Genomic DNA, 14,738 nt, shown 5'->3' with positions numbered 1-14,738 from the left:
TAAACCTTAGTAAAGCGATACATTTAATAAATATAATTATGTTTATTGTGAGGTGAATTTGTTTTGGAATTACAAGTAAACAATAGCCCATTTAGTCAAGAACAAACCGATATTTTGCAACGTCTGCTTCCAACCTTGACAGAGACGCAAAAAGTTTGGCTGAGCGGATATTTGGCAGCTTCTCTGACAGTACAAAACGGGTTGACGGTGCCAAATCAGGAGCAAGCACCAACCAATATCGACCAACCCGCTTTAAGAGAAGTAACCATTTTATTCGGATCCGAGACCGGTAATGGGCAGACGTTGGCAGAGGAGCTAACTAAAAAAATAGAGGGGCAGGGTTTTAAGGTAACCTGCTCGGCCCTGGATGACTTTAAAGTAAAAAAGTTGAAGAATGTGCAAGACTTGCTGATTGTGACAGCCACGCATGGAGAAGGAGATCCTCCAGATAATGCCGTTTCCTTTTACGAATATTTGTTTAGCAGAAAAGCACCGAAACTAAAGGATTTGCGTTTTTCGGTACTTTCCTTGGGGGATCAGTCCTATGAGTTTTTCTGTCAAACAGGGAAAGATTTTGATAAACGGTTGGAGGAGTTAGGTGGGGAAAGACTTCATCCACGGGTTGATTGTGATGTTGATTTTGATGAACCCGCAGAAGAATGGATAAACGGTGTATTAGAAAAAGTGTGTGAAGCGAAAAAAGCCGTTCCGCAATCGGACGATGCACATACCCAACAGGTGGGGAGTCAAACACAAGAACATGATCTGCCAACCTATTCCAGAACTAATCCATTTCAGGCAGAAATCTTGGAAAATCTCAATTTGAATGGTCGCGGATCAAATAAAGAAACGCGTCATCTGGAATTATCACTGGAGGGGTCTAATTTTTCCTTTGAACCGGGTGATAGTGTAGGGATCATCCCGGAAAACGATCCAATTCTGGTAAATCAACTGATCCACGAGATGAACTGGGATCCTGAAGAAACTGTACCGGTAAATAAAAAAGGTGATATTCGTTCGATTTATGATGCATTGCATAAAAACCTGGAAATTACCTGTCTGACAAAACCACTCATGCAAAAAGCGGCGGAGATTTTCCGAAATGATAAGTTGGTGGATTTAGTTGCACCAGGGCAGGAGGAAACGTTGAAAGATTATCTTGTTGGCAGGGATTTGCTTGATTTGATCAATGACTTTCCGCCAACACGGGAGCTGACACCAGGCGAATTTGTACAGATTCTTAGAAAGATACCACCAAGACTTTATTCGATTACAAGCAGCCATAAAGCAAATCCGGATGAAGTTCACTTAACGATTGGAACGGTTCGCTATCATGCCCATAATCGCGATCGAGCTGGTGTCTGTTCGCTTCAGACGGCTGAACGATTGGAACCTGGTGATCGATTACCGGTTTATATTCAGCATAATCCGAATTTTAAGCTTCCTGCCGATCCAGATGTTCCCGTGATTATGGTTGGACCTGGTACGGGAGTCGCGCCTTACCGGGCTTTTATGGAAGAACGAGAAGAGTTAGAAGCAAAAGGGAAAACGTGGTTATTCTTTGGCGATCAACATTTTACTAGTGACTTCCTTTATCAAGTCGAATGGCAAAACTGGTTGAAGGAAGGTTACCTAACCCGATTGGATGTCGCATTTTCACGTGATTCCAAGGAAAAAGTATATGTGCAAAACATGATGCTGGAAAATAGCCGGGATCTTTATCAATGGCTCGAGGAAGGTGCCCACGTTTATGTCTGCGGTGATGAAAAGCGAATGGCAAAGGATGTTCACCAAACGCTAATCACTATTGTGGAACAAGAAGCTGGTATGACGCATGAGGAAGCCGAACAGTACTTGAAAGAAATGCGACAGCAGAAACGGTATCAACGGGATGTCTATTAGTGAGCAAGAAATAGAAGACAAAAAGGGAAGGAGCTTGACGATGGCAGCGTATGATTCATTTAAACAGGATGGGCCACCGAGTGATCTGGAACGAATAAAGGATGAAAGTAACTATTTACGGGGGACGATTCAACAAGGATTGGCGGATCGAATCACAGGGGCTATATCGGATGACGATACGAAGCTGTTAAAGTTTCATGGAAGCTACCAGCAGGATGACCGGGATATTCGGGATGAACGACGTCGTAAAAAACTGGAACCGGCTTACCAATTCATGTTACGTGTGCGAGCCCCAGGTGGTGTCGCAACGCCTGAACAGTGGCTGGTTATGGACGATTTAGCAACCAAATATGCGGATGACACTTTGAAATTAACGACAAGGCAATCATTTCAAATGCATGGGATTCTAAAATGGAACCTAAAGCAGACGATCAAAGAAGTGAATGAGGCATTGATGAATACCTTGGCTGCTTGTGGTGACGTTAACCGGAATGTCATGTGTAACCCGAATCCGTATCAATCTGCAGTTCATAAAGAAGTTTACGAGCTTTCCCAACAAATCAGTGAACACTTGTCACCAAAAACAAACGCTTACCACGAGATTTGGCTGGATAAGATGAAAGTGGTTGATACCAAAGAGCAAGAGGATATCGAACCATTGTATGGCCGCTTTTACCTGCCGAGAAAATTTAAAATTGGTTTAGCGGTTCCACCATCCAACGACATTGATGTGTTTTCACAGGATCTCGGACTGATTGCGATCCTGGGAGACGGAAAATTAATAGGATTTAATATAGCGGTTGGCGGTGGTATGGGAAGCACCCATGGTGAACCGGAAACATATCCACAGGTTGCAAAAGTGATTGGCTTTTGTTCAAAGGATAATGTCATCGAGGTAGCGGAGAAAGTCATGACGATTCAACGAGATTATGGTAATCGCTCGAATCGGAAGAACGCCCGTTTCAAGTATACGATCGACGCCCATGGTCTGGATTGGTTTAAGACTGAGTTAACTGAACGTCTCGGTTGGGAATTAGAGGCCGCACATCCTTATCATTTTGCTCGTAATGGGGATCGATATGGCTGGGTAAAGGGTGATGGTAAATGGCACCTAACGTTATTTCTGCAAAATGGTCGTGTGAAGAATACGGATGATTATGCGCTCAAGACTGGATTAAGAGAAATTGCTAAAGTTCATACTGGAGATTTCCGGCTTACTGCAAATCAAAATTTGATTATTGCCAATGTCGCGAATGAAAAATTGGAGGAAATCAATGAACTGGTAAAAAAATATGGATTGACAGATGGAAAACAACACTCTGCATTAAAACGGAATTCCATGGCATGTGTTGCTTTCCCAACATGCGGTTTAGCCATGGCTGAGTCGGAACGGTATTTGCCTGCTCTGCTTGAGAAGATAGAAGAAATTTTGGATGAGGTCGGTTTACGGGAAGAAGAAATTGTTATTCGCATGTCAGGATGTCCCAATGGCTGTTCACGACCCGCGCTTGCGGAAATCGCCTTTATCGGGAAAGCACCGGGAAAATATAATATGTACCTTGGTGGTGGTTTTACCGGCGACCGTTTAAATCGTCTTTATCGAGAAAATATCGGGGAGCAAGAAATTTTGGAAAACCTCCGTACCATCCTAACTGATTATGCTGACAATCGTTATGAAGGAGAACATTTTGGTGATTATGTGATCCGCGCCGGTTATGTAGATAAAGTAACAGATGGACGTGATTTCCATGCAACCAACCAATATAAGGAATAATGAAGTTGCTCAAGCACATACGGGAGGAGAATCGGTGGACATGATGGGAAAAGTTTACTTGATAGGCGCGGGTCCCGGTGATCCGGATTTGATTACAGTCAAAGGAATCAAAGCACTTCAGCAATCAGATGTTACTTTATATGATCGTTTAGTGAATACAGAACTTTTAACCCATGCTGCAGATGAAGCGGAACTTGTTTATTGCGGAAAAGGGCCTAATCAGCATTCGCTTACCCAATTGGAGATCAATGACTTGCTTTATCAATTTTCAAGCCAAGGTAAAGTTGTCAGCCGGTTAAAGGGTGGAGATCCGTTTATTTTTGGCAGAGGCGGGGAGGAAGCAGCGTTTTTACATGCGAATGGAATTGCCTTTGAAATTGTCCCGGGGATTACATCGGGATCAGCGGCACCAGCTTATGCCGGTATTCCATTAACGCATCGGGATTACAGCTCATCGGTAACGTTTATTTCCGGCGTGAACAAAAGCCTTGAAGCCTCGGAAAAGTATTGGGAGCATCTAGCTCAAGGAGTGGATACCCTTTGTATCTATATGGGCGTCAAGAATCTGCCACTTATTTGCAGTAAACTGATTCGTTATGGCTGTCAGGCGGATACTCCTGTTGCATTAATACACTGTGGAACAACAGAACAGCAGCAAACGGTAACTGGAACATTAGGCAACATTACAAAAAGGGGTAATACGATTAAAAATCCAGCGATGATTGTTATCGGCGAGGTGGTCAAACTACGGGAGCAACTACAATGGTTTGAACAACTGTCGGTAGAAAATGAATTTTCGGTGTCTGCGGTCATCGGTTAATTGGAGGAATATGCATGCAAGGAGTACTGTATGTCAGCCATGGCAGCCGAATATCTGAAGCGACTGCTGAGGCGATTAGCTGTATTTCAGCCGTCATCAAACAAGTGGATGTACCGCTTCAGGAAATTTGCTTCTTGGAACTCGCGGAGCCAAATATGGAACAGGGAGTAGAAAAACTCGTGGATCATGGAGCATCGAGGATAGCGGTGGTTCCGGTTCTGCTCTTAAGTGCTGGTCATTATTACAAAGATATACCAGCCGAGCTTACTGAGATCAGGAAAAAGTATCCTTTCATCACCTTTACCTATGGGCAGCCATTGGGGGTGCAGAATCGCTTTACTCAAATTTTGCTGGAACGCATTGCGGAAACAGGTCAATCGGTTAGGGAGGATTCCAAAATACTGGTTGTTGGGCGTGGCAGTCACAATCCCCAAACAAAAAAGGATATCAGCCAGGTTAAGACAAACTTGCAAAAAAGCATGCCTGCTGTACAAGTAGATTATTGCTTTTTGGCCGCATGCGAACCTTCATTTGAGCAACAGCTTCATGTGTCATTGCAAGAAGGGTTTTCCAAACTGTTCATTGTTCCTTATTTATGGTTTACCGGATTGCTGATGCGTTCAATACAGGAGAAAGCACGGGAACGAACAAATCCGAAGACGGATATTATCGTTTGTCGACAACTTGGGGATCATCCGACTATGAAACAGGGACTTAAACAGCGTGTGTATGAGGCGCTGTCACTAAAATAGATGTTTACCCAAGTTTATAAAAAAGGATGTTGGTAAATGGCTTTTCTACCTTTCATGATTGATTTAACAGATAAAAAAGTCGTTATCGTTGGTGGGGGACGTGTTGCCGAGCGAAGAATTCGATTTTTGCTCGAAAGTGGGGCATACATGACGGTGATCAGTCCAGAAATAGATGAAGGGGTTCGCATGTTATGGGAAGAAGGGTACGTAAGCTGGAAACAAAAGCATATTGAAGCAAACGATCTTCTTCATGCATTCCTGATTATTGTTGCCACAAATAACCCTACAGTAAATCAGGCTGTCACCAAAGCTGTACCGGAAACATCCTTAGTAAATGCTGCTGCAGATGCTGAACAAGGGAATGTTCAATTTCCAGCTCACTTACAGCAAGGGAAATTATCGATCGGTATTGCCACAAATGGTGCAAGTCCAATTCTGGCAGCAAAAATAAAAACCAAGCTAGCCACGATATATGACAAAAGCTACGGAGAATATGTTGACTTTTTGTATGAGAGTCGCCAGCTAATCAAACGGTCGTTGCTAACGCAAAAGGTCCGGACGCTTCTATTAAAGGAATTAATGGACGAAAGCTTTTTAAACAAACAAAAGCAAATCATCACCCTGGATTGGCTGAAAAACCTGGTAAAAGAGGAGGAACATGATGGGGTGAACCGGAAGTAAACAACTAAAAGAACATCATGTTCCACATGTCTTTTATTTCGATTAGCCAAAGACGGGTGCCATGATAGTTGAGCTGAATGCTATTTTGCCAGAATATTAGCTTTTTGAAAGGATAATAAGGAAAAGGTGGGTTATCGCATGACATTGACAAAAGAAAAGACAAAAGAAGCGATTCTTCCCCATGGTGGTGAGCTTGTTCAACGGGAAGTCATTGGGTCGAGGCGGGAAACGCTTGTAAATGAAGTACACAGGCTGAAGACATTGACATTGGATGCCTGGAGTTTATCTGACTTGGAACTTATTGCAATTGGCGGCTTTAGCCCATTAACTGGTTTTATGGGGGAGCAGGACTATACAAGAGTTGTAGAGGAAATGAGGTTAGCGGATGGGACCATTTGGAGCATTCCAATTACGCTACCAGTGACGAAAGAACAGGCAGATGCATTTGCAATTGGTGAGAAGCTTGCACTTGCAGGGGAAGACGGTGTGAATTATGGAATTCTTCATTTGGCAGAAATCTACTCCTATGATAAAGAAAAGGAAGCAAGATTTGTATATGGTACAACAGATAAAGCCCATCCCGGTGTAAAAAAAGTCTATGAAAAAGGTGAAGTTTATTTGGCTGGATCGATTGAATTGCTGCAACGTCCACAACATGATCAATTTGCCGATTTTTACCTTGACCCATTGGAAACAAGAAAGTTGTTCGCTGACTTAGGGTGGAAAACTATTGTTGGCTTTCAAACGCGTAATCCTGTGCATCGTGCCCATGAATATATCCAGAAGAGTGCGTTGGAATCAGTCGATGGTTTACTTTTAAATCCATTGGTGGGAGAAACCAAGTCTGATGATATACCAGCTGAGATCCGAATGGAAAGTTATTGGATTATTTTGAATACGTATTATCCTGCCGATCGAACCCGACTCGTTATTTATCCAGCTGCGATGCGTTATGCTGGTCCAAGAGAAGCGATCCTTCACGCGATTGTCCGCAAAAATTACGGTTGCACCCACTTTATTATTGGACGCGATCATGCCGGAGTAGGTGATTATTACGGTACTTATGAGGCACAGGAATTAATTTCTCAATATGAGGAAGAACTTGGCATTCAAATATTTAAATTTGAACATGCTTTCTATTGTACGAAATGTGAGAGTATGGGAACGAAAAAAACATGCCCCCATGATAAGACGTTTCATGTTCATCTAAGCGGTACAAAGGTACGGGAAAAATTGCGAAATGGCGAGTCATTACCGAAAGAATTTTCCCGTCCTGAAGTAGCTGCAGTGCTGAGAAAAGGTTTAAAACAACATTAACTAAAGGGTTGACCCCTATGACATTTGAATTGATATTTGTGCTCGTAATCGTAACTGCTATGTTAATCGGGTTATTTTTCGAAATCGCCCGACCGGAAATCATTGTTTTTACGGTGTTAACCATTTTTTTAATAACGGGTATTTTAACTCCTGAGGAAGCATTACGCGGATTTTCCAATGAAGGCATGTTGACGATTGCGCTTTTATTTATTGTTGCTGGTGCTATTCAAAAAAGTGGCATCCTGGAGAGATTCATTACATCCTGGCTTGATCAGGGTAACAGTTTACTGGGATCGATGGCACGTTTTTTTATACCGACAACATTGCTTTCCGGTTTTTTAAATAATACCCCTATTGTTGTGGCGCTTACCCCTTTGATAAAAAAGTGGTGTGAAGCGCACCATATCGCGCCGTCTAAATTTTTAATTCCGTTATCATACACAACAATTTTAGGTGGTACGATCACCTTGATGGGAACGTCTACAAATCTGGTTGTTCACGGCATGCTGCTTGATTATGGCTATGAAGGGTACACCTTATTTCAATTGACGGTTATAGGCATACCCATCACCATTGTCGGTTTGGTTTATCTGTTTACAGTTGGTTATCGATTATTACCGGAATACAAAGGGTTGCAGCAAAAAGTGAAAGAGGATTCCAAAGAATATATTGCTGAGTTAACCGTTGAAGAAACATTTCCGCATCTGAACCAAAGTGTACAGCAGGCCGGGTTAACGGAGCTAAAGGGGTTGAATTTAGTGGAAATTATCCGTCGGGAAGAGCGTATTTTCCCTATCCGTTCCTCTACGATTATTCAAATGGGAGACCGATTAATTTTCACCGGATTAATGTCAACTCTGACTGATGTGCAAATGACGAAAGGGTTAGCCCTAAAAACGGGTAAGCCCTCGGATTTGGATGCATTGAAAAATGGGAACACCCAGATTGTCGAGGCGGTTGTCTCACATCAATCCGGATTATTATCCAAATCAATTAAACAAAATCAGTTTCGTTCCAAATACGATGCCGGAGTGATCGCAGTTCATCGTAATAATGAACGGATCCCATCAAAAATAGGGGATATTCCACTTCTTCCAGGCGATACCTTACTCTTGCTGGCTGGAAAGAACTTTGTGGAAACCTATCAGCAATCCAATGATTTTTATGTTCTAACGTCTTTAGGAATCCCGGAATCGCTCAAACGTAATTCAGGGAAGGGCTGGCTATCGATCGGGATCTTTTTCCTCATGATCATCCTTGTTACGTTTAGTGTATTAAGTATGTTTAAAGCTATGGCCTTAGCCGTTTTATTATTGTTGGCAACCAAGGCGATAACAGTGGGGGAGGCCAAGAAATATATCCATTTTCATGTATTGCTTTTAATTGCCAGTTCCTTTGGGGTTGGTATGGCCATCATGAAATCAGGCTTGGCAGAGTGGATTGCAACAGGTGTATTAGCGGTGGGAGAACCGATCGGACTATTTATGATTCTGTTATTCGTGTATATGTTAACCAATATATTTACGGAGGTAATTACGAACAGTGCTGCTGCCATATTTATGCTGCCGATAGGGTTGGAGCTGGCTGCGGATTTACAGCTGGACCCAATGGGCTTTGCGGTTGCGATTACCATTGCGGCATCGGCAAGTTTTATGACACCAATTGGCTATCAGACAAATATGATTGTTTATGGCCCGGGTGGTTACAAGTTTTCGGATTTTATCAAAATAGGTACACCACTTAGTTTGCTAGTAATGGTGATTACTGTTACCATCGTGTACTTTTGGTGGTTTTAGGAGGAAAAATGATGGGAGAATCAACGAATATTGTTTGGCATCAGTCTGAGGTAAAAAAAGAGGCAAGGCAAAAACGAAACGGACATCTAAGTGCAGTTATTTGGTTTACCGGCTTGTCTGGATCAGGGAAATCAACTATTTCTGTAGCATTGGAGAAGCAGCTGCACGAATTAGGCATACACACGTATCGCCTGGACGGAGATAACGTGCGTCACGGATTGAATAAAAACTTAGGCTTTAGCCCGGAAGATCGTAAGGAAAATATTCGACGGATTGGGGAAGTGGCCAATTTAATGGTTGATGCTGGATTGATCACCTTGACCGCGTTTATTTCTCCCTATCGTGCTGATCGTGATAATGTTCGTGCGTTGTTTCATGACAAGGAATTTATCGAAGTATATGTAAAGTGTGGGCTGGAAGCATGTGAGGCACGTGATCCAAAAGGATTGTACGAAAAAGTACGTGCCGGTGAAATCAAAGGTTTTACTGGTGTTGATGCCCCTTATGAAATACCTGACAATCCGGAAATCATCATCAACACCGAGCAGCACACATTAGAAGAATCAACTGGTCTTATCATTAACTATCTGAAAAATCACGAATACATTTAGTGGGACGGAGGGCATCTTCCGTTCTATTTTTTTGCCCGATAGGAATTAATCTGCTATTCCTGGATATTTTTGAAATAAAGCAGGAAATTCCTTTGTTTTGTTGAAATAGTAGTAGATATGAAGTAAAGGATGATGTTCATGTATCAAACCATAATCGAACCGCGCGTTTCAGAAACAGATGGTATTGGTCATATAAATAATACAACGGTGCCAGTCTGGTTTGAGGCGGGACGAAATGAGATCTTTAAATTGTTCACGCCCGATGATAACTTTGATCACTGGAGAATGATCATCTTGAATATGAACGTGGACTATGTACAGCAAATTTATTTTGGTACACCCGTACATATCTATACTTGGGTAAAAATGATAGGTAACACCAGTTTACAATTATATGAAGAAATGTGGCAGCATGGGCGATTATGTGCAAAAGATACGGTGACCTACGTGAATTTCAATGTGCAAACGCAAACATCGGAGCCAATTACAGGAAGCATCAGAGAGGAACTGGAAAACCATTATTATTAAGTGGACCTAATTTTTGAAGATAGAAGAGTCGCTTGTCCCATCCCTTCCAAGGAAAGAAGATGGAACAAGCAACTCCTGTCTTAAACTAATGAACCGCCGTTTTTCATGTATTTGATGATTCCCTCCGCTGAAAGATAGGATAGGGCGCCAAGTGTTCCTGTTGGATTGAAACTGCTGTTATGCGGGAATGCGGAGGCTCCGGCAACAAATACATTTTCGGCATCCCACATTTGTAAATATTTGTTTACAGCCGACGTGTTAGGATCATCTCCCATAATAACACCACCTGTATTGTGCGTGTTAATATAAGGGGATATATCCAATGGCTCCAGATTATTTTGGGTCTCGGTAATTTCCGCCCCCATTTCTTTCATAATTGGGCCGGTTTTCTTGGCCATGAATTCGGTTAATTTCCGGTCTTGATTGGTATAATCATAGGTCATGCGCAATAACGGGACACCATACTCATCTGTATAATTGGGATCCAGGTCAAGATAGTTTGTTCGCCATGGCATACTGGCCCCCTGGACTGCGACTTTAAGCCAGCTGTTGGCATATTTAATCGATGTCTGTTTAAATTCCTTACCCCAAGCCTTGGTTCCCTCAGGGACAACGTTGTTCGCAATGGGACGATTTCCATATTGGAACATGCGAATTCCGGCACCATGGATAAAATCCAGATCCGAGTGATCAAAATTGTCCCCGGTAAATTCAGGGATCTCCATCCCAAGTGCACCTGCGCCGGCATAAATATTAAACTTATCCTTGAAAAATCCCAGGGTACTTCCACCAGTTATTTGATAGCAATAGTTTTTCCCGATAACACCCTGACCGGTTTTAGAATCATATGGTTTACCCAGATTGGATACAAGAAGTAGTTTGGTATTATTGAATACGTAACTGGATAAGACAACCACATCTGCGGGCTGTTCAAATTCCTCCCGGGTAACTGGATTGACATAATGAACCCCAGTTGCTTTATTGCCATCATGAAGTATTTTAGTTACATTGGAATAGGTGCGTACCTCCAGCTTACCTGTTTTTTCTGCTACTGGTAAAACAGTAACCACTGGATCGGCTTTTGCACCATATTCACAACCAAAGCGTTCGCAAAATGCACAATACTGACAGGCACCACGAGCAATGCCATCTGGGTTTGTGTAATTCTCTGACAAATTTGCTGATGGTGTCATGTATGGGGAATATCCCAGCTTTTTAGTCGCCTTTTCGAACATTTCCAAAACAGGCGTTTTCAGCATTGGTTTGGTTGGATAAGGATTGGAACGTTTTCCATAAAGGGATACTTCTTCACCAGAAATGCCGGCCATTTTTTCAAATGTATCATAATATGGCTCCAGATCGTCATAGGTAATCCCCCAATCCTGAAGATCCATGCCATCCGGGATCTTGTTTTTTCCATACTTTTCTTTCGTTTTGGTAGCAATTTCAAAATCATAAGGTAAGAAACGATAGGTTTGTCCATTCCAGTGCGAACCAGCCCCACCGGTCCCGATTCCGTCCAAAAACGTGCCATATGTACGCATTGGCAAGGCGCGCATATTCTCTGTATTTCGAAATGTAAGGGTCTCCTTGGATAGGTCCTTCATCATCTCGTATCGCTGGGCATAACGCAATTCATCGTGAACCATGTAATAGTCACTTGTTTTTCTTGCTTTCCCACGTTCTAATCCAACAACCTTAATACCAGCTTTGGTTAGTTCCGAGGCAATTATTCCGCCGGCCCATCCCATTCCGACAATTACGACTGGAACCTTTGGCAGTTTTTTAGTCAATTTGTTCACTCCTTGTGCATCGTTTTAGCCACCCATATGTTCACGTAAACTTTTGGGTTCGATCTTTACAAATTCCTTTTTCATAATGGTTTCTGTATAACCTGTTTGGCTTCCCGGAAAGTCACGCATTTTCCAGCCAGCTTTATTTTTATTTCCGCCATATAAAGGATCGGCGTATGCACCTTCAATGGTCATGCTCCGTAACAGTTGGAAAAACTGTTTGGTTGTAGCACCGGTAAGTTTAAATTCTTTTGCTGCATCAAAAACCTCCAATACGTCATCCTGTTGATCATCGGATAACTGTGCGAAGTTCTTATCGTACTTTTTGTTACTATAATCATCAAGACCTTTGAGTCCAAGAGTGAAAATTTCCCTGCGATCCATTAATAATTGGTTTCCTTGGGTTGCCTCCGCCGTATAGGCTGGTCCTCTCATATAGTCTTTTGCATTCAAACCCCACGGTCCGGCAAGCTGATGGTCAATGTAATAGGGAACACCCAATTCCTTGGCACCCGGTCCAAGCTCATCTTTTGGAAAAATTCTTTCCGTTGCCGCTTCAGTTGTTTTAAATTGATCCAATGTAAAAAACATCAATGCATCATTGTAATTAACTTGCTTTTTTGCTGTGGATGCTTGTTGCTGCTCCGTTTTTTGTTTGTGCGGTATCAAGCTTCCCAATGCGCCGCCAACGACAACACCCCCAACAGCGATTCCGGAGTTTTTAATAAATTTTCGTCTGGAATGATCCACAGACTCATTTTTATCACTCATGCCTATCCTCCTCTACATCATGGCTTTATTATTTTTCGATCGTGTATGAACTTTGCGTTCTTTCCACCAAGGTACAGGGTTTATCCTTTCTCCGCGGTCATCTCAAAAAGAGCCTGTATATCGTTACCCAATTGTGCATAATCGGTTGATTTTCCGGTAATGTTTTGTTTGATCCTTTCTATTAATTCCGGGGCCTTTGGATTTGCTGTTGTTAACACTTGTACCTTGTCACCAAAGGAAACCTGCATGATTCCTTTCGCTTGTTCCAATTTACCGTTATTGTTGGTATTCTCTGTGGTATCCGCCAAAACAACGGTATCGTCAATGGCAAACACCTTAATATCCCGAATATCAGATCCTGCCAAACGATATTCTAAATGGGTAGATATTCCTTGATCATGTTGATTTTTTTCATCTGGCAGATCATAAATGTTGGAATCTTCACCTGTTGGCGTTGTATTACGATTATTTTCGCTATTGATATGTTCAATTTCTTCAACGTTATTGCGCTGATCTCTATCCCTTGCAGGTGCCGCACCCTCATTATTATTATTCATACATCCGGTTAACAGGAAAAGGACGCCGACAAAAATGATTAATGGTGCTAAGGTTGTACGCTTCATTGCAAATCCTCCCTTGTAAAAAAATTGTCTTACCATTTAATGTGTCCTTTCCATTAATTTCTATGCATTGGGACATGGGACAGTTCAAAAAAATTGTGGGATAGGAGAACCGACCTACTCGTCTAAGTGTTATACTGTGTATATAGTTTAAATAGGTGGGAGGAGTGTTGCAGATGAAGTTTTTTCATACGGCGGATTGGCATTTGGGAAAGCTTGTACAGGGTGTATATATGACAGAGGATCAGGAATACATACTGGAGCAGTTCATTCAAGCGGTGGAACAGGAGAAGCCGGATGCGGTGATTATTGCGGGGGATTTATATGATCGGGCCGTACCACCAACGGAAGCTGTTCATCTACTCAATGATGTATTGGAGACGATCGTGCTAAAGCTGCAAACGCCTGTCTTGACTATCGCGGGGAACCATGATAGTCCAAGCCGTTTAAATTTTGGCAGTAAAATGATGGAAAACAATGGTTTGTACATGGTTGGTAATGTAACGAAAGATCTCGACCCAGTCATTCTTCACGATGAACACGGGGAGGTATATTTCCATCTTGTCCCCTATACAGATCCGAGTGTTGTCAGGAACATTTTTGCCGATGAAACCATCCATACCCATGACGATGCTGCTAAAAAGATAGTTCAAGAGATTATTGAAAAAATGGATCCAACTAAACGTCATGTATTTGTTGGACATGCGTTTGTCACCCCTTTTGGAGAGGAAGAAGAAAATACTAGTGATTCGGAACGTCCGCTGGCAATTGGTGGGGCAGAATATGTGGATGCTCGCCATTATTCTAACTTCGATTACACCGCATTGGGCCATCTGCACCAAGGACACTATGTATCTAGTCAAACGATCCGCTATTCTGGTTCGATTTTAAAATATTCGATTTCCGAGGAGCATCATAAAAAGGGATTTCATGTAGTTGATATGGATGCGGACGGACAAGTTACCATTGAAAAACGGGAACTCATTCCAAAACGGGACATAAGAACGGTCGAGGCCACAATGGAAGAAATTTTAACGCATCCGATAAATGAAGACTATGTTTTTGTGCGTTTGCTGGACGAGACACCGGTTTTATCGCCAATGGAAAAAATTCGTTCGGTCTACCCGAATGCGATGCATGTGGCACGGAAAAATTACTTGATGACCCCAACTGGTGAAGCAAAGGAAATTAATAATCGCAGCAATCGCAGTCAGCTGGAGTTATTTCATGCTTTTTACGAAGAAGTCAAGGGGGAAAAGGCATCGGAGGAAACCGAGACTATTTTTAAAGAGGTACTGGATGAACTGCTAACCGAGGAAAAAGAAACACAACAAGACATCAAACAAAAGAATTTCGTTGCACATTCATAAAGG

The 14,738-nt window shown here is 42.3% G+C and carries 13 protein-coding genes; 10 read left to right on the top strand and 3 right to left on the bottom strand.

The features are described from left to right. The first annotated feature begins 63 nt into the window (after positions 1-63). From ABRT01_RS01405 to ABRT01_RS01365, 9 genes are all read left to right on the top strand, one after another. The gene (locus tag ABRT01_RS01405; protein ID WP_269411596.1) at positions 64-1,902 is read left to right on the top strand and encodes an assimilatory sulfite reductase (NADPH) flavoprotein subunit; all 1,839 of its coding nucleotides are present in this window, start codon (positions 64-66) and stop codon (positions 1,900-1,902) included. 40 nt (positions 1,903-1,942) lie between these two features. Then, positions 1,943-3,676 (top strand): assimilatory sulfite reductase (NADPH) hemoprotein subunit, encoded by a 1,734-nt coding sequence (gene cysI / locus ABRT01_RS01400; RefSeq protein WP_269411597.1) that lies wholly within the window; start codon positions 1,943-1,945, stop codon positions 3,674-3,676. Between the two features lie 43 nt (positions 3,677-3,719). Beyond that, entirely contained in the window at positions 3,720-4,496 is a 777-nt protein-coding gene (gene cobA / locus ABRT01_RS01395; protein WP_269412477.1) for a uroporphyrinogen-III C-methyltransferase, read from the top strand. Between the two features lie 14 nt (positions 4,497-4,510). After that, positions 4,511-5,248 carry a sirohydrochlorin chelatase gene (locus tag ABRT01_RS01390; RefSeq protein WP_269411598.1) on the top strand — a complete coding sequence of 246 codons (738 nt, stop codon included), beginning with the start codon at positions 4,511-4,513 and terminating at the stop codon, positions 5,246-5,248. A 36-nt stretch (positions 5,249-5,284) separates the two neighbouring features. After that, entirely contained in the window at positions 5,285-5,929 is a 645-nt protein-coding gene (locus ABRT01_RS01385; protein ID WP_269411599.1) for an NAD(P)-binding protein, read from the top strand. Positions 5,930-6,067: 138 nt separating this feature from the next. Beyond that, complete coding sequence (gene sat, locus ABRT01_RS01380) at positions 6,068-7,246, top strand: sulfate adenylyltransferase (RefSeq protein ID WP_269411600.1); 1,179 nt, start codon at positions 6,068-6,070, stop codon at positions 7,244-7,246. Positions 7,247-7,263: 17 nt separating this feature from the next. Beyond that, positions 7,264-9,042, top strand: coding sequence for an SLC13 family permease (locus tag ABRT01_RS01375; protein ID WP_269411601.1), 1,779 nt, complete (start codon positions 7,264-7,266; stop codon positions 9,040-9,042). 11 nt (positions 9,043-9,053) lie between these two features. Beyond that, positions 9,054-9,653 (top strand): adenylyl-sulfate kinase, encoded by a 600-nt coding sequence (cysC, locus tag ABRT01_RS01370; RefSeq protein ID WP_269412478.1) that lies wholly within the window; start codon positions 9,054-9,056, stop codon positions 9,651-9,653. A 138-nt stretch (positions 9,654-9,791) separates the two neighbouring features. Continuing rightward, entirely contained in the window at positions 9,792-10,181 is a 390-nt protein-coding gene (locus ABRT01_RS01365) for an acyl-CoA thioesterase (protein ID WP_269411602.1), read from the top strand. Positions 10,182-10,261: 80 nt separating this feature from the next. On the opposite strand, the gene ABRT01_RS01360 is transcribed toward ABRT01_RS01365, so the two are convergent. The 3 genes from ABRT01_RS01360 to ABRT01_RS01350 all read right to left on the bottom strand — a co-directional run bounded on the left by ABRT01_RS01360 (position 10,262) and on the right by ABRT01_RS01350 (position 13,368). Then, the gene (locus tag ABRT01_RS01360; protein ID WP_269411603.1) at positions 10,262-11,974 is read right to left on the bottom strand and encodes a GMC family oxidoreductase; all 1,713 of its coding nucleotides are present in this window, start codon (positions 11,972-11,974) and stop codon (positions 10,262-10,264) included. Positions 11,975-11,998: 24 nt separating this feature from the next. After that, a complete protein-coding gene (locus ABRT01_RS01355) occupies positions 11,999-12,745 on the bottom strand; it encodes a gluconate 2-dehydrogenase subunit 3 family protein (RefSeq protein WP_269411604.1) in 747 nt (248 codons plus the stop codon). Positions 12,746-12,825: 80 nt separating this feature from the next. After that, complete coding sequence (locus ABRT01_RS01350; protein ID WP_269411605.1) at positions 12,826-13,368, bottom strand: hypothetical protein; 543 nt, start codon at positions 13,366-13,368, stop codon at positions 12,826-12,828. Between the two features lie 173 nt (positions 13,369-13,541). Between ABRT01_RS01350 and ABRT01_RS01345 the strand changes: the two genes are divergently transcribed. Beyond that, complete coding sequence (locus tag ABRT01_RS01345; RefSeq protein WP_269411606.1) at positions 13,542-14,735, top strand: exonuclease SbcCD subunit D; 1,194 nt, start codon at positions 13,542-13,544, stop codon at positions 14,733-14,735. The last annotated feature ends 3 nt before the right edge of the window (positions 14,736-14,738 follow it).

The sequence above is a fragment of the Lentibacillus sp. L22 genome (genome assembly GCF_040812445.1).
Taxonomy (GTDB): domain Bacteria; phylum Bacillota; class Bacilli; order Bacillales; family Amphibacillaceae; genus Lentibacillus_C; species Lentibacillus_C daqui.
This window is presented reverse-complemented; position numbering and strand designations above follow the sequence as displayed.

What these genes read in the sequence shown, in the direction of transcription:
- ABRT01_RS01345 (WP_269411606.1), top strand. Translation starts at nt 13,542, where the DNA reads ATGAAGTTTTTTCATACGGCGGATTGGCATTTGGGAAAGCTTGTACAG.
- cobA (WP_269412477.1), top strand. Translation starts at nt 3,720, where the DNA reads ATGGGAAAAGTTTACTTGATAGGCGCGGGTCCCGGTGATCCGGATTTG.
- cysC (WP_269412478.1), top strand. Translation starts at nt 9,054, where the DNA reads ATGGGAGAATCAACGAATATTGTTTGGCATCAGTCTGAGGTAAAAAAA.
- sat (WP_269411600.1), top strand. Translation starts at nt 6,068, where the DNA reads ATGACATTGACAAAAGAAAAGACAAAAGAAGCGATTCTTCCCCATGGT.
- cysI (WP_269411597.1), top strand. Translation starts at nt 1,943, where the DNA reads ATGGCAGCGTATGATTCATTTAAACAGGATGGGCCACCGAGTGATCTG.
- ABRT01_RS01390 (WP_269411598.1), top strand. Translation starts at nt 4,511, where the DNA reads ATGCAAGGAGTACTGTATGTCAGCCATGGCAGCCGAATATCTGAAGCG.
- ABRT01_RS01385 (WP_269411599.1), top strand. Translation starts at nt 5,285, where the DNA reads ATGGCTTTTCTACCTTTCATGATTGATTTAACAGATAAAAAAGTCGTT.
- ABRT01_RS01375 (WP_269411601.1), top strand. Translation starts at nt 7,264, where the DNA reads ATGACATTTGAATTGATATTTGTGCTCGTAATCGTAACTGCTATGTTA.
- ABRT01_RS01350 (WP_269411605.1), bottom strand. Translation starts at nt 13,368, where the DNA reads ATGAAGCGTACAACCTTAGCACCATTAATCATTTTTGTCGGCGTCCTT.
- ABRT01_RS01355 (WP_269411604.1), bottom strand. Translation starts at nt 12,745, where the DNA reads ATGAGTGATAAAAATGAGTCTGTGGATCATTCCAGACGAAAATTTATT.
- ABRT01_RS01365 (WP_269411602.1), top strand. Translation starts at nt 9,792, where the DNA reads ATGTATCAAACCATAATCGAACCGCGCGTTTCAGAAACAGATGGTATT.